Genomic DNA, 18,810 nt, shown 5'->3' with positions numbered 1-18,810 from the left:
TTCATTGCAACTAATCAAATATTTAGAAATACATGCACTCATACATAGACATAAACATAAAGAAAAAGGACTAAAGATGGGAAATGCTTACCTGTGGACTAAGACACTCCACATTGTTTTAATCACCTCTTGGTTTGCGGGCTTGTTTTATTTGCCTCGTATTTTTGTTAATTTAGCGGATGAGAAAAATCCGGAGGTCTATGCCCGCCTTTTAGGGATGGCTGATCGACTCTTTCGGTTTATGACTATCTTGGCCGTGCCAGCGGTGATACTGGGTATTACGCTCTGGATGCATTTCAAAATCGGTCGTGGTGAGATTTGGATGCACGCTAAATTGTTATTTGTGATTTTAGTGATTGGTTATCACCATGCTTGCTGGATGTTACTGAAAAAGTTCCGTAAGGGTGTTAATACCCGTTCAGGTGTTTGGTATCGTTGGTTTAATGAAGTACCGGTAGTGCTACTGATAGTGATCACTGCTTTGGTCATCATTAAGCCTTAATTTTTTTACTGCTTTTCTTAAGATTGTTAGTCCCATGAGATTTTTTGTTGTTTGTCCAGGCGGACTAGAAGTACCTCTCGCGCAAGAGCTTGCTAATATTGCTCAGCGCCCTGATTCCAAGGCTTTGGGGACTTGGGTCATCGACCCTACACCCACCAGCCCTACTGGTGGTGTTGGTTTGGCTGCACCGATTTCTGCGGCAATGGCATTAAACCTGCATTCCCGAATTGCCAGTCGTGTTTTATTGCAAATGGCAGAGGGAGCATATCGTCAAGAAGAGGATTTGTATAAATTGGCTAGTGGCTTAGCTTGGGAAGAATGGTTTTCTTCTAAGCAGACCTTGCGGGTAGATGTCACGGCGCATCGCTCTCCCCTCAAAAGTTTAAATTTTGCGACGCTCAAAATTAAAGATGCGATTGTGGATCGCCTGCGTGATGTGACGGGTGATCGCCCTAATATTGATACAGCCTTTCCGGATGTACGAGTCCAAGCACACCTGACTGCAACCCATGTGACTATTTATTTAGATACCTCTGGTGAGGCATTATTTAAGAGGGGCTGGCGTGATGAAAAAGGTGATGCCCCCTTAAAAGAAAATCTCGCGGCGGGTATTTTATCGATCACGGGTTGGCAACCTTCTCAGGCTTTATTTGATCCGATGTGCGGTAGTGGCACTTTTTTGATTGAGGCTGCGCAGATTGCTTTAGCCATTCCGCCAGGTGCTATTAGGGCGGGGATGTATGGCGATGATGCTAAACCTAGTCGCTTGGCTTATCGCCCCTTAGTGACATCTGATGATGGCTTTGGTTTTCAGAGGCTCAAGCCTTTTAATGAGGCTACTGAGCAAAAGCGTTGGGTGAACTTAAAAGACGCTGCTCAGGCTGAAATGATAGAAAAGCGTAAGCGATTTCCGGATGCAGATGCCTTGGGGATCAGCGGTGGGGATATTAATGAGCGCTTGGTAGCGATGTTCAAAGGAAACTGGCAGCGTGCTCAGTTACCGGGCTTGCCGATTACTCGCCAGGTAGATGCTTTAGTTAGTAAGCCACCAGCAAATATGGCAGCAGGCATCAAAGGTGGCGTGATGTTACTGAACCCGCCTTATGGCGAACGTTTGGTGATTAAAGGTGGGCGTGGTCAAGAGCGTCAATCTGAGGATTACCCGTACGATGATTCAGATGTTTCACAGGCATCAAGAGGGTCGGAAGAGCCAGAAGATCGCTTTGCCTATAACCTGGAAACTGGACGTCAGAGTGCGAAGCGTACGAGTCGGGAATCTTTGAAAAAGCTCCAAGCTCAAGAGGAGCAGGATCCCCATTTTGTCGAGTTTTTAAGGCAATTTGGGCAACATCTGAAAGATGCTTTTGGCGGATGGAATGTATTCGTTCTAACGGCAGATATGGCCCTACCAGGTCAGCTGCGTATCAAAGAATCTAAACGTACGCCGCTCTTTAATGGTCCACTAGAGTGCCGTCTCTTTAAGTTTGAGATGCATCCTAAAAGAGATAGCGCAGCAGATTTAAAATAGAAGATTAATGTACTAAAAAATAGTAAAAAATATACAGAGGAATCGCGATGGAATTTAAGACATATATGTGCCTGATTTGTGGCTGGGTATACGACGAGGCTGCTGGCCTTCCGGAAGAAGGTATTGCGCCTGGAACGCTTTGGAGTGATGTGCCTATCAATTGGACTTGTCCAGAGTGTGGCGCACGCAAAGAAGATTTTGAAATGATGGCAATCTAAATAAAACACAACAGCTAAGGTAGGGAAAGCATTTTGGGACAAAACGACATTTTATTTGAGCGTGCACAAATCACTATTCCGGGGGGCGTGAACTCACCGGTGCGTGCTTTTCGTCAAGTGGGTGGCACGCCTCGTTTTGTTGCTAAAGCCAAGGGACCTTATTTTTGGGACGCTGATGGTAAACGCTATATTGACCTCATCATGTCTTGGGGGCCAATGATTGCAGGGCATGCTCATCCTGAGGTGATTGAGGCAGTTCAGAGGGCCGCTGAAACCGGCTTTAGTTACGGCGCTCCTACCGAGGGTGAAGTTGAATTAGCAGAACGGATCTGCCAACTGGTGCCTAGCATCGAGCAGGTCAGAATGGTGTCAAGTGGCACTGAGGCAACGATGAGTGCCTTGCGTCTTGCGCGGGGATACACCGGCCGTGATTTGATTATTAAGTTTGAGGGTTGTTACCACGGGCATGCCGACAGTCTTTTAGTCAAAGCAGGTTCTGGCCTTCTCACTTTTGCCGACTCTACCCAAAATGCACCTTCTTCTGGGGGCGTTCCCCATGATTTGGTTAAACATACCCTAGTGTTGCCCTATAACGATGTCGCTGCACTTCAGGAAGTGTTTGATCGGCAGGGTGATCAAATCGGTGCAGTCATTATTGAGCCGATCGCTGGCAATATGAATCTGATTAAACCCTCCCAGTTATTTTTGTCTACTTTGCGTCAGTTAACCAGTCAATATGGCAGCGTTCTGATTTACGATGAAGTGATGACAGGATTTCGGGTGGCATTGGGTGGTGCGCAATCTTTACAGGGCATTACACCTGATTTAACTTGCCTAGGTAAGGTCATGGGTGGCGGTATGCCGATGGCAGCCTTTGGCGGTAAAAAAGAAATCATGTCTAAGCTCGCTCCCTTAGGTAACGTTTACCAAGCTGGAACCTTATCTGGTAACCCGGTTGCAGTAGCGGCAGGCCTCAAGAATTTAGAGATCATCTGTCGAGAAGGTTTTTTTGAGTGCCTCACTGGCCAAACAGAAAAGCTGATGACAGGCCTCAAGCAAGCCGCTGATGCATCAGGCATCCCATTTGCAGTCGATAGTATTGGGGGCATGTTTGGTTTTTATTTTGCTAGTCAAGTGCCCACTTCTTTTGAAGAGGTGACTAAAACCGATATTGAAGCTTTTAAGAAATTCTTTCATCTCATGCTAGATCAAGGGGTATATCTAGCACCTTCGGCCTATGAGGCTGGATTTACTTCGATTGCCCATGACAATGCCGTACTAGATGAGATTATTGGGGCAGCGCAGAGTTCTTTTAAACGCTTGTAAAAGAATCACGGATACCACCTACATTTTGAGTGGGTGATCGTATCCAGGAACCTGGATTATTTCCAGGTCTTTACTCGGCTTTCCGGAATCCGGAATTTCCATAGCCGTGAGTTTTCCACCCCAAACACAGCCAGTATCTAAACCCATTACCATTTGATGGCGTAATAGGCCTAAGGTAGACCAGTGCCCAAAATAAATTAAGGTGTCCTGAGTTTTTCTTTTAGGGGCTTTGAACCAGGGGACATAACCCTTGGGACCATTTGCAAAACCTTCCTTGCTTGCAAACTCCATTGAGCCCGCAGGCGTACAAAACCGAATGCGGGTTAAGGCATTAGTAATCACGCGTAGGCGCTCATAACCCTTGAGAGAATTGTTCCACTTATTCGGCATGTTGCCATACATATTGGCTAAAAACTGTTTGTAGTTTTTTTTGCGCAGCGCTTTTTCTACTTCCTGTGCATATTCAATAGTTTGCTGTAGCTCCCACTGAGGCAGTACGCCTGCATGAACAGTCAATATCTTCCCATTGCTTAATGCCATCGGACGATGACGTAACCAATCAATCAATTCAGCTCGATCCGGGGCGCTCAAAATAGGCTGAACAGTATCAAGGCCTTTAGTCTTTCTGAGGCCTGCATCGATAGCTAGTAAATGGAGATCATGATTACCGAGGAGGCACTCAATACGCCCCTTTTCTTGCAATTGTTTGAGGTACCGTAAAGTGCCTAATGAGTCTGGGCCACGATTAACTAAGTCCCCTAAGAAAATTAATTTAGATTTAGCAGGTATTTTTTTAACGAGATTCTTTAAGGAGGGGGCACACCCCTGAATATCTCCGACCGCATAGACCTTGCTCATCCTCTATCTTAAATCGGAAAGTGATGAAGTGACCAACTTAGCGAGAGCGTCTTGACTTGTAGTGCGTAACTCAAGCATCCGAGTCTTCTAGAGTCACTTTTTTCACCACGCTATAGCGCATTAAGGTTTTCTTACGGGCTTCGTCATGGCTCACAATCGGGAGGGGGTAATCTCGACCCAGTAGGATGCCTGCTGCCTCTAATTCAAGATGACCAGCTTCCCAGGGGGCATGAATTGATTTTTTAGAGAGCTTATCTAGCTGGGGTAAGTAACGGCGAATAAATTTACCTTCCGCATCAAATTTTTGCGATTGGGTAATAGGGTTGAAGATCCGGAAATAGGGTTGGGCATCACATCCTGAGGATGATGCCCATTGCCAGCCCCCATTATTGGAGGAGAGTTCAAAATCATTGAGGTGTTTAGCAAAGTAGGCTTCGCCCCAACGCCAGTCGATTCCTAAATCTTTCGTTAAGAAGCTGGCCACCACCATCCGCAAGCGATTGTGCATATAACCACTTTGATTGAGTTGGCACATGGCAGCATCAATGAGTGGATAGCCTGTTTTGCCATTACACCAAGCCTGGAACAGTGTTTTAGCATGAGCACTGCTTTCCCACTCAATATTGTCGTAGTCTGGTTTAAAAGCAACACCGTCAGCTAGGCGTGGATGGTTAGCCAAAATCATGAAGTAAAAATCACGCCAGATAAGTTCACTTAACCAAATGGTGGCACCCATGCTACCCGCCAGCATGCGCCGATGCGCTTCGCGAACAAGACCTCGAATCGATAGCATGCCAAATCGCAGATGGGTTGAAAGATAGCTGACCCCTTTAATCGCTGGAAAATCACGGCCAATTTGATATTGATCAATGCGATGTAAAAAATCTTCTAAAAATTGCTCTCCTCCCTCTGAGCCCGGGGGGAGATAGGTTTCAATACCGGTGGGGCAAAAGCCCATAGACTCCAGAGATGGAAAGGGCGTTATTAGTACTTTAGGTATCTCGGCAAATTGCCCTGTTTTAGGGGTGCACTCGTAGGCTGCAATATCTTTTTCTCGTAAGGTTCGCAGCCAATTATTTTTATAGGGCGTGAACACTGAAAATACAGTACTGGAGTTTGTCAGAATTTCTTTTTTCTCAAAGATGACTTGATCTTTATAGGTTTCAAGGCTGATGCCCAGCGCTTCTAGGGAAGTCTGAATTTGCTGATCACGAGCGATTGCAGAAGGTTCATAGTCATGGTTGCTATAGACCGTATTGACTCCTAAGGCTTGAGCAATTTTGGGAATACATTCTGTGGATTCGCCAAATTGCACAATAAGACCACCGCCTTGCTTGCGCAGTGCTTCATCTATTTGCTGCAACCCTTGCCAAATAAAATCTATCCGTCTGTCGTGCGCTAATCCACCATTGACGACATCGTTGGCCTGTAAGGGTTTTAGGATGCGGACGTCAAAAATAAAGGTGACCCAAACTTGGGCATTGTTTTTGAGGGCGTGATGAAGTGCCGCATTGTCATAAAGGCGCAGATCACGACGGAGCCAAACGAGAGCTTTTTGCATAGGCTCTATATTAGGGCCAAAAGCGTGACCTTGCTCAGTACGCAAGGTAATATCTTGCTCATCAATGGATACTTTATTCTTCGTTTTATCAAAGATTGTGCAATTGGCTATTGAACCTTTAAATTGGGTCATTGTCATTGTGGTTCTTAGCTTATTGTTTCTTGCTTTAAGAAAGCAGCACCTGAGTAAGCGTTTTTTGCTGCTGGCCTTAGCGGATTTGCTGCTGATAGGATGGCTTCCCACATCCGAGGTATTTTTAAGGGCACTTGAGGACGCAAGCCCTAAAGCTAGTTTTACTCAGGCCTCTGATCAGCCGCTGAGTGGCATCATTATTTTGGGTGGCGCTATTGAGGGTAGTGATATCTTCACCGATCGAGGGGAGGTATCTATTTATGCCTCGGCAGAGCGGATTACGAAGGCTTTTGAGCTGATTAGAAAATATCCCCAGTTACCATTTATTTTTAGTGGATTTTCAGGGCGCCTCTCTCCAAAAGGCCCCTCAGAAGCGGATGCATTTAAACAATTGATTACAGAGCAAGGTTTGGCAGACCGATCTGGCTATTATGAAAATCAATCTCGCAATACCTATGAGAATGTGTTGTACCTAAAGCCCATGATGGCCCAGGTAGGCCAGCAGAATATAGACGGCACCCCACAACCATGGCTATTAATTACATCTGCCTCTCATATGTATCGAGCCCTCAAGATTTTCGAAAAACAGGACCTCTCTGTCATTCCTATTCCGGTCGACTATCAGACTGCGAAAAACCTCAGGTGGGGTACATTTGACCTGGAAGAGGGAGTTCAAAACTGGAATAAGCTCACTCATGAGGTGCTTGGTCTTTTGGCTTACTGGATTACCGGAAAAATCTGACATGTTGGGTAAAATGGATCGATATGAACATGGCTAAAAAAGCCCCTATAGGCTCAGCCCCAACGCCCACCCAGATTTCCAATGCGAAATCGTTTGTTTCGTGTTCTGCAGATCACTTAGCCAATCAATTTTTAATTGCGATGCCGGGCCTGGCCGATCCTCATTTTGCGGGTTCGGTGATTTATTTATTTGAGCATACCGAGCGCGGCGCTATGGGCTTGGTGGTCAATCAACCCACAGAGCTTAAGTTAGCGGAACTGTTTGAAAAAGTAGAGCTGCAGTTAGCAATTGCGCCGTTGCTGAACCAGCCAGTCTATTGCGGCGGTCCAGTACAGATTGAGCGTGGATTTGTATTGCATGCACCCATAACCGAAGGAATATATAGCTCCTCTCTCGTTATCCCCAATGGCTTGACGATGACGACCTCTAAAGATGTCTTAGAGGATTTAGCGCAAGGAAATGGACCCCAGCAGTTTTTAATGACTCTAGGTTATGCGGGTTGGGATGCCGGTCAACTAGAGGAAGAAATCACCTTAAATGATTGGATCAATGTGCCGTTATCTCAAGCGCAAATGATCGAGATCCTATTTAATACGGCTCCATCTGAGCGCTATGAGCGTACGATGGCTCACCTTGGCTTTGACCTATCTGCGCTTTCGGGTGAGGCAGGCCATGCCTAAAGAACTCACCATCATGGCTTTTGATTTTGGTACCCGGCGTATTGGCATAGCCATAGGTAACACCTTGACTCAGGCTGGGCAGCCCATTAATACGGTTGAGGAATCCTCTGACGAGGCCCGCTTTAAGGTGATCGAGGGACTGCTGAAGGAATGGCAGCCTGATAGATTAGTTGTAGGTATGCCATGCCATCCCGATGGTACCGAGCATGCGATGAGTGCAAAGGCCCGTCGGTTTGGCAATCAACTCTTGGGACGCTTTCATTTGCCAGTCGCATGGGTTGATGAGCGCTATACCTCTGCAGTATTGGAGGGTGATTCCCATAGGCATGACAATTTGGATGCGCAGTCCGCAGCCTTGATTTTGGAACAATATTTTCTTGAAAAACATTGGGTCAGTTGAGATGCATATAGAGCCCTTTGCAAGTACTCAAGCACCAAAAATTTTGCTGGTAAAAATCTCTTCATTAGGCGATGTTCTCCATAACTTACCGATTTTCTGGGACTTACGAGCCCGCCTTCCTCATGCGCAAATTGATTGGGTAGTAGAGGAGGGCTATGCTCATCTTTTGCAGCCCTTACTCTCAAGAGAGGGATTTCGGGGGATTGATCGGTTAATTCCTTTTGGGCTGCGACGCTGGAAGAAAAATCTTTTTAACCTCAATACTTGGAAGCAATTTTTTGCATTTAGAGGGATGCTTCAGTCGACAAGCTATGACATCTTGATTGAAACACAAGGCCTTCTGAAATCTGCCCTCGTTTGTGCATTAGCCAAAAAAAGTCCGCATGCGGTAGTCGCTGGCCTAGCCAATGCAACTGAATTCTCAGGCTATGAACCGCTTGCAAGATTTTTTTATAACCATTTAGTTCAGGTGCCACTGCAATGTCATGCAGTAGATCGTTCGCGTTGGGTAATGTGCTCTGCTTTGGGTTGGCCGCGCTTAGAGCGTTCAAATATGCCGCAGTTCTACCCTCAAGCATTTGTTGACAACATAGCTAGGGTTACTATTGAGGGCCTGAAAACACCCTATGTATTGTGTTTTCATTCAACCGCGAGAGAGGCTAAGCGTTGGGATAGTGCACATTGGGTTACTTTAGCGCAAGCATTGGCTGCGCGTGGTTATCAGATAGTCTTTCCTTGGGGCAATACACATGAAAAAGCAGTCAGCTCTTTTTTGAGCGAGCAAGTATCAGGATCACTTGTACCTTCTGCATTTTCTATTGAGGAAGCTTTCTCAGTGATTGCCGGTGCTGCCCTCACTATTGGAGTAGATACCGGTTTAACGCATTTAGCGGCAGTACTTGATAAGCCGACGATAGAGATTTATTGCGATTCGCCGCTTTGGAAAACAGAGGGCTACTGGTCTAGTCGAATTTGCAACCTTGGCGATATCAATCAGCCACCGTCAGTGCAAGAGGTGCTTACTGCAGCTCTTCGTTTACTAGAACAGTCAAATTAAACTAGCGCAATAGAGTGTTGATAGAGATGAGGTCTTCATCTGTGAGCGATGCTACATGGGCTTTCAATCGAATCGCATTCAGAATGGTGTTGTACCGCGCTAGTTGTAATTGGGAGCGCGTAGTAATGACAGTATCTAGAGCAATCAATACATCAATATTGATCAAAGTACCCACCTGAAAACCAAGCTTACTTGACTCTAGGGCAGAGGTTGATGAGCGCTCTGCTGCTTCATAGGCTTTTACGCTAGCTAGCCCCCCATAGAAGCCAGTAAACGCTGCGCGAGTATTTTGCGCTGCTGTGCGACGGGCATTGTCATAGTTGGCTTTGGCTACGTCTATCAAGGCAGCGTTTTGACGAATCAATGAGCTAGCATATCCACCAGAGACTAAAGGAATTGTCATCTGTAAGGCGATCGTGTTGTTATAAATATTAGTCTGCGATGGACTAAGGCTGTTACTGACGCCATTCGAGGTGTTGTAGCCCGCAGTGCCGACTAAGTTTAATGAGGGGTAGTTCAATGCTTGCGATGCTTTGAAGGTGCTCTGCGCTAAGTTAATGGATAGTTGACCTGCCAATACATTGAAGTTCGCTGTTTCGGCTTGCAAAATCCAGTCGTCTAGAGTTTGCCCTTTTGGAAGTAGTGGATTAACGCTATCAGTGGGCGGTGGGGTATAGCCATCTTTAGTCTGAGAGCGTGGATCCTTCAGAACGCCATCGATCTTGGCAGTTTTAGTAAGTGGTCTCAAGGCGCCAACGGGACGGCCGGCTAACTGCTCGAGCACACCGCGCTTAACGATGAGATCTGCTTGGGCTGCGATTTCTTGAGAGTTGGCAAGATCTAGTGCAGCCTGTGCAGTATTGACATCAACAATAGTTGCCAGGCCAGCATCGAACTTAGCTTGAGCGATATCTAGTTGTTGTTTGATCAGACTCTTTTTATTGCGAAAGAGCTCAACATTATCTTGGCTAGTCAGGGCATCAAAGTAAGCCTGTGAGACGCGCAGAATTAAATCTTGCTGCGCCAAGAAAAAACGCATGTCCGCAATCTTGGTATTGAGGTCGCCTTGATTAAAGGCTTCGAGAGCCGCCATATTGAATACTGGCTGCGTCAGTGTGACCGTGTAGTTCTTTTGATCATAGACACGGGAGCCGGTGACTGCATTGGTCGCTGAACTGCCTGCTGTATGTTGGTAATACCGCGTGGCACCTGGCGCTACATTCGCTTGAGGCAAGAGCAAAGAGAGGCCTTGCCAGAATAGTTCTTTACTGGCTTGGTAGTTAAAGCGGGCAGCAGTCAGAACGGGGTCACTAAATGCAGCTTCTTGGTATAGGCGAATTAAATCTGTGGCTTGATCGGCGTTAGCAAGACCATTGCCGTTGACATTCGAAAGCGCTCCCCCAGCAGCAATGGCCTCTTGCATAGCTGGAACGATTTGTGGTGGCCGCTCTAGACCGACTAAATTTTGGGTGGTAAGGGGTATCGGGAGTGATGGCTTTGACCCATTGGCACTCTGTGCCATGCTGCTAGTGGAAAGCGCAAGCCCCCCCGTGACCTGACTGAGGACAAGGCTAAGACTGATGAGCTGAGGGATTCGAAAACGCGCTGGGGTCATCTAATTCGGATACGGTTCAATATGCACTGAAGTTTAAGGCCTATTTATCCAGAACGCCTGATTTAGAGCGTATTTTACTAAATCCGATAAATTCTGGAGTTTTGAAGATCTATCTATAAAATTGCGCCTATGGATCTCATTTTATTAGGAAAAGCAGTAATACTGGGTGTAGTCGAGGGATTAACCGAATTTCTGCCGATCTCCAGTACAGGTCATCTCATTTTGGTTGGGGATTTGCTAAACTTTAATGATGATCGAGGCAAGGCATTTGAGGTCATTATTCAGTTTGGGGCGATCTTAGCGGTCTGTTGGGAGTATCGAGAAAAGTTGTGGAAAGTGGTCTCTTCTGTGAGCACCAGTTCGGTTTCTCGTCGTTTTGTCTTCAATCTGATGATTGCTTCGATTCCAGCAATGAGCCTTGCATTGATCTTTGGAAAGTATATTAAGGCGGTCTTGTTTTCCCCGATTCCGGTGGCTAGCGCCTTTATTGCGGGCGCCTTTGTGATCTTTTGGGCAGAGCATCGGCAAAAAAAAATCATGACAAGCAAAGATCATATTCAATCGATAGATGATCTCAGTCCGCTAGATGCTCTAAAGGTGGGTATCGCGCAGTGTGCCGCTTTAATTCCTGGGACATCCCGGTCCGGTGCAACGATTATTGGGGGTATGTTGTTTGGTTTGCCGCGGGCTGTGGCAACCGAGTTTTCTTTCTTTCTGGCTATCCCCGTTATTGGCGGTGCTACTGCTTATGAATTATTAAAACTCTGGAAGTCGCCTATCTCCCTTTCCGGTGAATTTAGTATGGCTATCGTTGTGGGATTTATTGCCGCATTCATCTCGGCATTTATTTGCGTGCGGTGGTTGATACATTATGTCGCTAGCCACACCTTTATCGCGTTTGCTTGGTATCGAATTGCGTTTGGAGTGATTGTGCTTATTAGTGCCTATAGCGGTTTAGTTGCTTGGTCACATTAAGAAAATTCCAACCAGCATTCCAACCAAAATTCGAGCCAGAATTTAAATAGTAATTAATAAGAGAGCTTAAAAAAGAGTATGGATGTATCAATAGATGCAGTAACGAACAATATACAGTTAGCCCTTGCGCCCGTATTTTTGCTGACGGCAGTTGCCACTCTGCTCAATGCCATATCAGGTCGCCTAGCTCGATCGGTTGATCGGATGCGCAGCATACAACAGAAGATTCAGGATGGTCACGTTGCTGATCCAGCTATTCTTCAGCACTTAATCCAGGAGGCCAACGAGGCAAAAATTCGGGGGCGTCTTTGTACGCTAGCCATTTTTTTCGATGTCTTGAGTGGCATCTTTATTTCTTTGACGGTACTGGAACTGTTTTTCTTACAGACTGGCGCAGTCCGCTCTTTAGAGGGGACCTATGTTGTTTGGACCTTTGTGCTGGGCTTAGTTTCTTTTATGACATCGCTTGCCATTGTTCTGGCTGAGGTGGTTTTCGCTTATCGTTCTGCTGGGTGGGCAATGCCTTTTCCAAAGCAGCGCTGAATGTCGATCAAATCATGAGCCTTATTAGAACGGATCGCATCCGCTCCTTTGTTCTCAGAGCGGGCAGAACAACAGCTGGCCAACAGCGTGCAATGGATGAGCTGGGCCCACAATTCTTAGTGCCTTTTCAGTCACAAGTCTTAGACCTGGTACAAGCTTTTAATGGCTCTACTAAGCCTAAGATTCTGGAGATTGGTTTTGGGATGGGGGAGACCACTGCCAAAATTGCAGCGCTTCGGCCAGAAGATGATTTTTTAGCCATTGAAGTTCACCACCCTGGTGTGGGCGCTTTATTAAAGCTCCTTGGTGAAAACCAGCTTACCAATTTACGGTTAATTCAGCACGATGCTGTTGAGGTTTTAGAGCAGATGATCGCCCCGCATTCCTTGGATGGTATTCACATTTATTTTGCTGACCCATGGCATAAAAAGCGCCATCATAAGCGCAGGCTCATCCAGGCTGAATTCGTCAAATTATTGGTCTCACGATCAAAGCCAGGGGCCTATCTCCATTTGGCAACAGATTGGCATAATTATGCTGAGCAGATGCTACTAGTTCTCAATGCTGAACCGACGATTCAAAATACGTCTGTAGAGCAGATCAGCATAGAGACCTTTGCAGAAGGAGATGTGGCTACTGAGATTGAGTTACTGAAAGAGAGTGCCAAACAATTCAGGCCAAGCCTAAATCAGCTCAATACTCAACATCCTGGGTACGTAGATAGACCCCGCTATCGACCTATTACAAAGTTCGAGAATCGCGGCCTAAAATTAGGCCATGGTGTGTGGGATCTAGTCTATCTAAAGCGAGCTGCTGAAGGTATCGATAGCTCAGAGGCCTAAACAAACATATTTCAATTCTAGGTACTCATCCATGCCGTAAATACTGCCCTCTCTACCCAAGCCCGATTGTTTGACTCCGCCAAACGGGGCAACTTCGTTAGAGATGATGCCGGTATTGACACCCACAATGCCGTATTCCAAAGCCTCTGCTGCTCTCCAAATTCGGCCAATATCACGGCTATAAAAATAAGAAGCTAGACCAAATTGACTGTGGTTTGCTAAGCGGATGACTTCTTCATCGCTTTCAAAGGTCATGATTGGGGCAACCGGACCAAATGTTTCTTCGTAAGTAATCAGCATGTCATTGCTCACGTTTGTCAAAATGGTGGGCTCATAGAAGGTTCCGCCCAGAGCGGATCGTTTGCCACCACTCACGAGCGTTGCACCCTTGCTAAGCGCATCTGCAACATGGCGTTCTACCTTTTCTAGGGCTGCTGGCTCAATTAAGGGCCCCTGCGTGATGCCCGCTTCCATCCCATTACCCACGATAATTTTCTGGACTGCTTTGGCAAACTTTTCTACGAAAGCATCATGCACTGTCTTGTGAACATAAAAACGATTTGCACAGACACAGGTTTGACCAGAATTACGATATTTAGACATCACTGCCCCAGCAACTGCGGCGTCAATATCGGCATCTTCAAACACAATGAAAGGCGCATGTCCTCCTAATTCGAGGGCTAATTTTTTGACCGTAGGTGCACATTGCGCCATCAGAATGCGCCCTACTTCAGTAGAGCCCGTGAACGACAAGTGTCGGACTGTTGGCGAGGCGCAGAGTGTTTTGCCAATCGCAATGGACTGCTCGGCATCTGCCGTCAAAATATTGATAACTCCTGAGGGAATACCTGCTCGTAGCGCTAATTCTGCAAGTGCTAGTGCAGATAGGGGTGTGAGCTCTGCTGGCTTGATCACAATTGTGCAGCCTGCAGCCATGGCGGGGGCAATCTTGCGGGTAATCATCGCCATCGGAAAGTTCCATGGCGTAATAGCCACACACACTCCGATAGCTTGTTTCATCACGATGGTTCGCTTATCACTCCAGGTTGTAGTTGGAATAGATCCAGCAACCCGTTTGGCTTCTTCAGCAAACCATTCGATAAATGAGGCTCCATAAGCTACCTCTCCCGTTGCTTCAACGAGCGGCTTACCTTGCTCTAAGGTCATTAAGATAGCTAGATCTTGCGCATTTTGGGTAATGAGGTCAAACCACCGCCGCATCATGACAGCACGCTCTTTACCGGTTTTATTTTTCCAGCCTTGAAATGCGTTTTCCGCAGCTGTAACAGCAAGCTCTGCTTCATGAGGCCCTAAATTGCTTACCTGTGCAATGAGTTCGCCGGTTGCGGGGTTATGTACTGCAAAGGTGTCACCTGTCTTGGCTTTAAACCAAGATCCATCGATAAAGGCATCCTCTTTAAAGAGGCTGGGATCTTTTAGTAAATGGCGAATATCAATTTTCTGCATGGCAAGACCTTTGAAATGAAGCTACATGGAGGTTAGTGATTTCATTTTATCCTCAAGCGGATATTGACTGTCGCTCTCATACCGAACCAATAAAAAACCCCTGAACTCAATAAGAGGGCAGGGGCTGCGGTTTTGAGCTAACTCACGAGCTAACTCAAGAACTAAGTCAAGAACTAACTCAGGAGGAACACACTAGCTGGCGTTGATTTCAGCACTTCTTAATTTTTGGGCTAGCAGGTCTAGGACACCATTGACATATTTGTGGCCATCGGTGCCACCAAACGTCTTGGCCAACTCTACGGCTTCGTTAATCGCCACTTTATATGGCACTGCAAGATCCAGGGCTAATTCATAGGCGCCGATTAGCAAAGCTGCATGTTCTACAGGTGACAGTTCATTAATGGGCCGATCTAAGGCAGGGGTAATAATTCCCTCGAGCTCATCGATGTGCTCAATGGCGCCTGTAAAAATACCTTGGAATAGATCAAGTTGGCAACGGCGAAAGCCCGGATCTTCAGCTAATTGTTTGGCAATAGCCGCTGCGTTGGGCAAGCTTCCAGCACGACGCATGACTAGGCTCTGATAAACCCCCTGCAGGGCATATTCACGGGCGCGGCGACGGGGAGTTAGTGAACGTTTAGGAGGTCCAGCTACCGCAATTGGTGGAGTGATAGTAGGTTTTGTCATGTCTATCATGCTGCTTCTGGTGAGTGGATCTCAAAATCAATATCTGGAGTGAGGGCTAATGCAAGGTTAGCCATTTCTACTACGGCTTTGGCGCAATCGGCACCTTTGACGTGAACGCGGGCTTCTGCCTGCTCATCGGTGTCACATGTCAGTACCCCATTAGCAATTGGTAAACCAGACTCCAGAGAAACACGCGTAATGCCGGAGGCGGATTCATTAGCAACTAATTCAAAATGATAGGTCTCCCCTCGAACCACGGTACCTAGTGCAACTAGTCCGTCAAATTCACCAGTTTCAGCTAGTTTTTGGAGTGCAAAAGGAATCTCTAGTGCCCCTGGTACGGTCACGAGTTTGATGTCGGACTGAGACACGCCTAGCGTAATGAGCTCTTCAATACAGGCGGTAGTTAAGGCCACACAATGCGCTTCATTAAAACGGGCTTGCACAATACCGACACGTAGGTCTTGGCCATTTAAATCGGCTTCGAGAACACCGACAGAATCTTCTGTATTAGGTGCACTGATAGAGGTATTCATCATATTTAGCTAGCTTAGGAGTGAGATTTGAAGGGGGTATAGCCAGTTACTTCGAGTTTGTATCCGGAAAGGCTGGGTACAGGCACGGGATTGGCCAGTAGGCGCATTTTTCCAACACCGACATCTTTCAGAATTTGAGCGCCGATACCATAGCTACGGAAATCCGTTTTTCGGGCTAAAGGAGCGGTACTTGGCTCTGCTTGTGAGCCGTTGAGCTTATGAAACTGCGCTAGCCAATCCACATCATTGGGTGCGGCAATACCTGAGGCATTGAGAAGAACGGCAACGCCTGCAGAAGCTGTAGACAAGGTTTGCAGGGCCTGCGCGAGAGGCCATGAATGGGTACTCACGTTCGCATCGAGAAAATCCAATACAGTGACTGGCTCATGCACGCGCACTAAGGTTTCTTCACTTTCAGAAGGATTGCCATGAATCAGTGCAAGATGAATGCAGGCACTGGGGGTATCGCGATAAATAATGCCCTTGAATTTTCCCCAAGGCGTCACAAATTCACGCTCTCCTTCTCGCACCACAATACTTTCATGTTGACTACGATACTGAATGAGATCAGCAATACTGCCAATTTTTAATTGATGCTCTTGAGCAAACACCAATAGGTCTGGTAGCCGCGCCATGCTGCCATCATCCTTCATGATTTCACAAATCACTGAAGTGGGAGAGCATCCAGCCATGCCGGCTAAATCACATCCCGCCTCTGTATGGCCAGAGCGAATGAGTACGCCACCTGGCTGAGCCATTAATGGAAAAATATGTCCCGGCTGAACAAGGTCATTGGGCTTGGCGTTGGGGGCTACCGCAGTTTTAATCGTGAGCGCCCGGTCTGCCGCAGAGATACCTGTTGTGACACCATTAGCCGCTTCAATCGATACCGTGAAATTGGTCCCCATCGAGGCGCCGTTATCTCGCACCATCAAGGGAAGATTTAATTGTTGGCAGCGTTCACGGGTTAATGTGAGGCAAATAAGCCCACGACCATGTTTGGCCATGAAATTAACCGCTTCGGCTGTGACATGATCAGCGGCTAAAACGAGATCACCTTCGTTCTCACGGTCTTCTTCATCGACCAGAATGACCATCTTGCCCGCTTTAAGCTCAGCAACGATTTCTTCTGTGGAGGCGAGGGTATTTTGCATAGCCCTCTATTTTAAGCTGAGCAGCAGTTTTTCGGGCTACATCGTGAGATCTTTCAGAAATAGAGAAGATATTCATTCAATATGCGGTCTTTCTGACGACTGAGCTTGCCTATACCGATTTTCTTAGCCATTACGGATCGAGACAATGGTTTATGTTCCCCAAATCCAACTCATTACAACTGACCTCTGAAAAGCCTATTCATGCCAATGGATTCATTTTGCTTGAGGTCTTAGTGGCAATGAGTCTAGTGGCTAGCAGTTGGGTAGCATTAGGGGCGACTTATCAGCAGTTAGCATTGCGACTAGCAATAGTCCAAGAGCAGCGTGCGCAGATGAAAAAAGCATTAGATGAGCATGAAATCAATACCTTGGGACATCAGCAAGCTCCCCCAAGGACCCCGCCAGCGGGAACCACACAAAAAAAGTCCAAATGAGTCTGCTCGAGTGCCTCGTCGGCCTCGCGATCTCCCTCATCCTAGTCACACCCCTGATTAAAACCAGTGGCGAACTCATCGCGAAACAAATTGAATATGAAAAAATCCAATCACTTACTGCAGAAGCAGATCGTGCTTTGGAACTCATGGGGCGAGCCATTCGTATGGCGGGTTACCAGCCTACTGTTTCTTTTGCTCGAGGGGGTTATGCATCTAAGTCAGCGCAAGCGTTTATCCAGATTCAAAAAAGGAGTGGGTATCAAGGCTCGGATGCTTTGATGGTCAAACATGCTTTATCTGGCGCAGGCGATTTAGATTGCATCGGAAATACACTCTCACCAGGCCGCACTAAAAATGGCCTAGCGCAGCAGGGCTTTGTAGTAGAGCGGCAAGCATCTGCTCCAAAAGGTGGGCGTGCTAATGGAGGCGGAAGTGGGGGTAGAGTTGGAGGTTCGTTCATTTGCCAATCACTGGATAAGGAAGGGCGACTCCAAAACACAACCCTCATAAATGGGGTCCATTACTTTGCTATTGAAGAGTTGTCGGGGTTATCCGGTAAGGCTTACAGAGTCAGACTAGAAATGACCGATGGGCACTTGATACACCGAGCATTTGAGCGCACATTTGCTACCCGCAATCTCTGATGATTATTGCTTGGGTTCTATCTCTACTGCTATTGCTGTCTTCCCTGATTGCCCATATTGAACGCTTAACTGCCTTAGAGATCATTAGTGCCACCACTTTTGTTACCGCTAGCAAACAATTTATAGCGGCAGAAAAAGCACTATTAGCATGTGAGCAAAACATTTCTAGTATTGCCTTACAAGAGCAATCTGCTTGTCATATTCAATCGGTAGGAAAAGGACTTTGGCTGATTTCTACTATAGGTTCCCCGGTGCTTGAGGTATTAATTTTGGTAGATGAAAAAACAAATTTAGCCACCCGTCTGCATTGGCGTCAACATTTTGAATAAACTAAACCACAAAAGTGACAGTGAACAGGGTGCCAGCTTATTAGAATTAATGGCCGTCGTTCTGATTATTGCCATCATGACGGTCATGACCATGCCGATGTTGCATGAGCAATTAGCCGCTCGAGAAATCGAGACGCTTGCAAGGCGTTTTATTGCGCATGCGCAGTTTGCTCGTGGGCAAGCGTTGCAACTGGGTATGGCAGTGCACATTACCCCTTCGGGTAGTGCTTATTGGGAGGACGGTTGGGTTGTGAAGAACGCCTGCCCGCCCATCAGGTCCAAGGCGGATTGTGCCGAGCGGACATGGTTCGCTCAAGGCGCCATCGCGCCGATCTACTTTAAAGGGGGAGGTAAACAGTTTATGGACCCACATTCCAATAAAAGGGGGATTACTTTTAATGCTGCTGGGGCAGCAAAGACCGCCCAAGGCGGTTTTGTAGCTAATCGACTGATACTGGGTCACGAGCGTGATTCTGGGCTGGAGCGCCAGCTCATATTGAGTAGTGGCGGTCGTTGGAGGGTGTGTGATCCCCAGCGGGATAGCAAAGCCTGTCGGTAAATTTGGTGTAACTGGCGACAA

22 protein-coding genes are annotated in these 18,810 nt (G+C 46.9%); 15 read left to right on the top strand and 7 right to left on the bottom strand.

Annotated features, from left to right (window positions below; genetic code table 11):
• Nucleotides 1–76: 76 nt before the first annotated feature.
• From B0G85_RS04820 to hemL, 4 genes are read left to right on the top strand one after another with little or no spacing between them, the layout of a single operon-like run.
• Nucleotides 77–502, top strand: coding sequence for a CopD family protein (locus B0G85_RS04820; RefSeq protein ID WP_100379329.1), 426 nt, complete (start codon nt 77–79; stop codon nt 500–502).
• A gap of 34 nt (nt 503–536) precedes the next feature.
• Nucleotides 537–2,030, top strand: coding sequence for a THUMP domain-containing class I SAM-dependent RNA methyltransferase (locus tag B0G85_RS04815; protein ID WP_100379328.1), 1,494 nt, complete (start codon nt 537–539; stop codon nt 2,028–2,030).
• Nucleotides 2,031–2,077: 47 nt separating this feature from the next.
• Nucleotides 2,078–2,248, top strand: a complete 171-nt coding sequence (locus B0G85_RS04810) for a rubredoxin (RefSeq protein ID WP_100379327.1) — start codon at nt 2,078–2,080, stop codon at nt 2,246–2,248.
• Between the two features lie 33 nt (nt 2,249–2,281).
• The gene (gene hemL / locus B0G85_RS04805) at nt 2,282–3,574 is read left to right on the top strand and encodes a glutamate-1-semialdehyde 2,1-aminomutase (protein WP_100379326.1); all 1,293 of its coding nucleotides are present in this window, start codon (nt 2,282–2,284) and stop codon (nt 3,572–3,574) included.
• Between the two features lie 18 nt (nt 3,575–3,592).
• Here the strand turns inward: hemL and B0G85_RS04800 are convergent, their stop codons facing one another.
• Nucleotides 3,593–4,432: a symmetrical bis(5'-nucleosyl)-tetraphosphatase gene (locus tag B0G85_RS04800; RefSeq protein WP_100379325.1), complete on the bottom strand. Its 840-nt coding sequence runs from the start codon at nt 4,430–4,432 to the stop codon at nt 3,593–3,595.
• 70 nt (nt 4,433–4,502) lie between these two features.
• Entirely contained in the window at nt 4,503–5,993 is a 1,491-nt protein-coding gene (locus B0G85_RS04795; protein ID WP_100379562.1) for a cryptochrome/photolyase family protein, read from the bottom strand.
• A 97-nt stretch (nt 5,994–6,090) separates the two neighbouring features.
• Here B0G85_RS04795 and B0G85_RS04790 point away from each other — a divergent pair, with 97 nt between their 5' ends.
• The 4 genes from B0G85_RS04790 (at nt 6,091) to waaC (ending at nt 9,004) form a co-directional block, all read left to right on the top strand.
• Nucleotides 6,091–6,867: a YdcF family protein gene (locus B0G85_RS04790; RefSeq protein WP_232725946.1), complete on the top strand. Its 777-nt coding sequence runs from the start codon at nt 6,091–6,093 to the stop codon at nt 6,865–6,867.
• Between the two features lie 140 nt (nt 6,868–7,007).
• The gene (locus tag B0G85_RS04785; RefSeq protein ID WP_232725964.1) at nt 7,008–7,547 is read left to right on the top strand and encodes a YqgE/AlgH family protein; all 540 of its coding nucleotides are present in this window, start codon (nt 7,008–7,010) and stop codon (nt 7,545–7,547) included.
• On the top strand, nt 7,540–7,947 hold the full coding sequence (ruvX, locus tag B0G85_RS04780; RefSeq protein ID WP_100379322.1) for a Holliday junction resolvase RuvX: 408 nt from the start codon (nt 7,540–7,542) through the stop codon (nt 7,945–7,947). The genes B0G85_RS04785 and ruvX overlap by 8 nt, the downstream gene beginning before the upstream one ends.
• Before the next feature lies 1 nt (nt 7,948).
• Complete coding sequence (waaC, locus tag B0G85_RS04775) at nt 7,949–9,004, top strand: lipopolysaccharide heptosyltransferase I (protein ID WP_100379321.1); 1,056 nt, start codon at nt 7,949–7,951, stop codon at nt 9,002–9,004.
• Nucleotide 9,005: 1 nt separating this feature from the next.
• Here the strand turns inward: waaC and B0G85_RS04770 are convergent, their stop codons facing one another.
• Entirely contained in the window at nt 9,006–10,619 is a 1,614-nt protein-coding gene (locus B0G85_RS04770) for a TolC family protein (RefSeq protein WP_100379320.1), read from the bottom strand.
• A gap of 129 nt (nt 10,620–10,748) precedes the next feature.
• Between B0G85_RS04770 and B0G85_RS04765 the strand changes: the two genes are divergently transcribed.
• The 3 genes from B0G85_RS04765 (at nt 10,749) to trmB (ending at nt 12,979) form a co-directional block, all read left to right on the top strand.
• Nucleotides 10,749–11,594, top strand: coding sequence for an undecaprenyl-diphosphate phosphatase (locus tag B0G85_RS04765; protein WP_100379319.1), 846 nt, complete (start codon nt 10,749–10,751; stop codon nt 11,592–11,594).
• A 78-nt stretch (nt 11,595–11,672) separates the two neighbouring features.
• On the top strand, nt 11,673–12,137 hold the full coding sequence (locus tag B0G85_RS04760; RefSeq protein WP_100379318.1) for a DUF2721 domain-containing protein: 465 nt from the start codon (nt 11,673–11,675) through the stop codon (nt 12,135–12,137).
• Nucleotides 12,138–12,151: 14 nt separating this feature from the next.
• A complete protein-coding gene (gene trmB, locus B0G85_RS04755; protein WP_100379561.1) occupies nt 12,152–12,979 on the top strand; it encodes a tRNA (guanosine(46)-N7)-methyltransferase TrmB in 828 nt (275 codons plus the stop codon).
• On the opposite strand, the gene B0G85_RS04750 is transcribed toward trmB, so the two are convergent.
• The 4 genes from B0G85_RS04750 to ribBA form a co-directional block, all read right to left on the bottom strand.
• Nucleotides 12,968–14,446, bottom strand: a complete 1,479-nt coding sequence (locus B0G85_RS04750; RefSeq protein WP_100379317.1) for an NAD-dependent succinate-semialdehyde dehydrogenase — start codon at nt 14,444–14,446, stop codon at nt 12,968–12,970. The genes trmB and B0G85_RS04750 overlap by 12 nt on opposite strands.
• A gap of 192 nt (nt 14,447–14,638) precedes the next feature.
• Complete coding sequence (gene nusB, locus B0G85_RS04745; RefSeq protein ID WP_100379560.1) at nt 14,639–15,133, bottom strand: transcription antitermination factor NusB; 495 nt, start codon at nt 15,131–15,133, stop codon at nt 14,639–14,641.
• A gap of 5 nt (nt 15,134–15,138) precedes the next feature.
• Nucleotides 15,139–15,672, bottom strand: a complete 534-nt coding sequence (ribH, locus tag B0G85_RS04740) for a 6,7-dimethyl-8-ribityllumazine synthase (protein ID WP_415836285.1) — start codon at nt 15,670–15,672, stop codon at nt 15,139–15,141.
• Between the two features lie 11 nt (nt 15,673–15,683).
• On the bottom strand, nt 15,684–16,823 hold the full coding sequence (gene ribBA, locus B0G85_RS04735) for a bifunctional 3,4-dihydroxy-2-butanone-4-phosphate synthase/GTP cyclohydrolase II (RefSeq protein WP_100379316.1): 1,140 nt from the start codon (nt 16,821–16,823) through the stop codon (nt 15,684–15,686).
• A gap of 152 nt (nt 16,824–16,975) precedes the next feature.
• Between ribBA and B0G85_RS04730 the strand changes: the two genes are divergently transcribed.
• Genes B0G85_RS04730 through B0G85_RS04715 form a run of 4 tightly spaced genes read left to right on the top strand, consistent with a single transcriptional unit; the run spans nt 16,976 to nt 18,789 of the window.
• A complete protein-coding gene (locus B0G85_RS04730; RefSeq protein WP_100379315.1) occupies nt 16,976–17,257 on the top strand; it encodes a type IV pilus modification PilV family protein in 282 nt (93 codons plus the stop codon).
• The gene (locus B0G85_RS04725; protein WP_100379314.1) at nt 17,254–17,901 is read left to right on the top strand and encodes a PilW family protein; all 648 of its coding nucleotides are present in this window, start codon (nt 17,254–17,256) and stop codon (nt 17,899–17,901) included. Before B0G85_RS04730 ends, B0G85_RS04725 begins: the two co-directional genes overlap by 4 nt.
• Nucleotides 17,901–18,230: a hypothetical protein gene (locus B0G85_RS04720; protein ID WP_100379313.1), complete on the top strand. Its 330-nt coding sequence runs from the start codon at nt 17,901–17,903 to the stop codon at nt 18,228–18,230. The genes B0G85_RS04725 and B0G85_RS04720 overlap by 1 nt, the downstream gene beginning before the upstream one ends.
• On the top strand, nt 18,223–18,789 hold the full coding sequence (locus B0G85_RS04715) for a GspH/FimT family pseudopilin (RefSeq protein ID WP_232725945.1): 567 nt from the start codon (nt 18,223–18,225) through the stop codon (nt 18,787–18,789). The genes B0G85_RS04720 and B0G85_RS04715 overlap by 8 nt, the downstream gene beginning before the upstream one ends.
• The last annotated feature ends 21 nt before the right edge of the window (nt 18,790–18,810 follow it).

It is taken from the genome of Polynucleobacter brandtiae, from assembly GCF_002797575.1.
GTDB classification, from domain to species: Bacteria; Pseudomonadota; Gammaproteobacteria; order Burkholderiales; family Burkholderiaceae; genus Polynucleobacter; species Polynucleobacter brandtiae.
This window is presented reverse-complemented; position numbering and strand designations above follow the sequence as displayed.

Coding starts and splice junctions, on each gene's coding strand:
- waaC (WP_100379321.1), top strand. CDS start 7,949: ATGCATATAGAGCCCTTTGCAAGTACTCAAGCACCAAAAATTTTGCTG.
- B0G85_RS04725 (WP_100379314.1), top strand. CDS start 17,254: ATGAGTCTGCTCGAGTGCCTCGTCGGCCTCGCGATCTCCCTCATCCTA.
- B0G85_RS04800 (WP_100379325.1), bottom strand. CDS start 4,432: ATGAGCAAGGTCTATGCGGTCGGAGATATTCAGGGGTGTGCCCCCTCC.
- B0G85_RS04820 (WP_100379329.1), top strand. CDS start 77: ATGGGAAATGCTTACCTGTGGACTAAGACACTCCACATTGTTTTAATC.
- trmB (WP_100379561.1), top strand. CDS start 12,152: ATGAGCCTTATTAGAACGGATCGCATCCGCTCCTTTGTTCTCAGAGCG.
- B0G85_RS04730 (WP_100379315.1), top strand. CDS start 16,976: ATGTTCCCCAAATCCAACTCATTACAACTGACCTCTGAAAAGCCTATT.
- B0G85_RS04785 (WP_232725964.1), top strand. CDS start 7,008: ATGCCGGGCCTGGCCGATCCTCATTTTGCGGGTTCGGTGATTTATTTA.
- B0G85_RS04770 (WP_100379320.1), bottom strand. CDS start 10,619: ATGACCCCAGCGCGTTTTCGAATCCCTCAGCTCATCAGTCTTAGCCTT.
- ribBA (WP_100379316.1), bottom strand. CDS start 16,823: ATGCAAAATACCCTCGCCTCCACAGAAGAAATCGTTGCTGAGCTTAAA.
- B0G85_RS04765 (WP_100379319.1), top strand. CDS start 10,749: ATGGATCTCATTTTATTAGGAAAAGCAGTAATACTGGGTGTAGTCGAG.
- B0G85_RS04720 (WP_100379313.1), top strand. CDS start 17,901: ATGATTATTGCTTGGGTTCTATCTCTACTGCTATTGCTGTCTTCCCTG.
- B0G85_RS04760 (WP_100379318.1), top strand. CDS start 11,673: ATGGATGTATCAATAGATGCAGTAACGAACAATATACAGTTAGCCCTT.
- B0G85_RS04815 (WP_100379328.1), top strand. CDS start 537: ATGAGATTTTTTGTTGTTTGTCCAGGCGGACTAGAAGTACCTCTCGCG.
- ruvX (WP_100379322.1), top strand. CDS start 7,540: ATGCCTAAAGAACTCACCATCATGGCTTTTGATTTTGGTACCCGGCGT.
- B0G85_RS04795 (WP_100379562.1), bottom strand. CDS start 5,993: ATGCAAAAAGCTCTCGTTTGGCTCCGTCGTGATCTGCGCCTTTATGAC.
- nusB (WP_100379560.1), bottom strand. CDS start 15,133: ATGACAAAACCTACTATCACTCCACCAATTGCGGTAGCTGGACCTCCT.
- B0G85_RS04810 (WP_100379327.1), top strand. CDS start 2,078: ATGGAATTTAAGACATATATGTGCCTGATTTGTGGCTGGGTATACGAC.
- B0G85_RS04750 (WP_100379317.1), bottom strand. CDS start 14,446: ATGCAGAAAATTGATATTCGCCATTTACTAAAAGATCCCAGCCTCTTT.
- ribH (WP_415836285.1), bottom strand. CDS start 15,672: ATGATGAATACCTCTATCAGTGCACCTAATACAGAAGATTCTGTCGGT.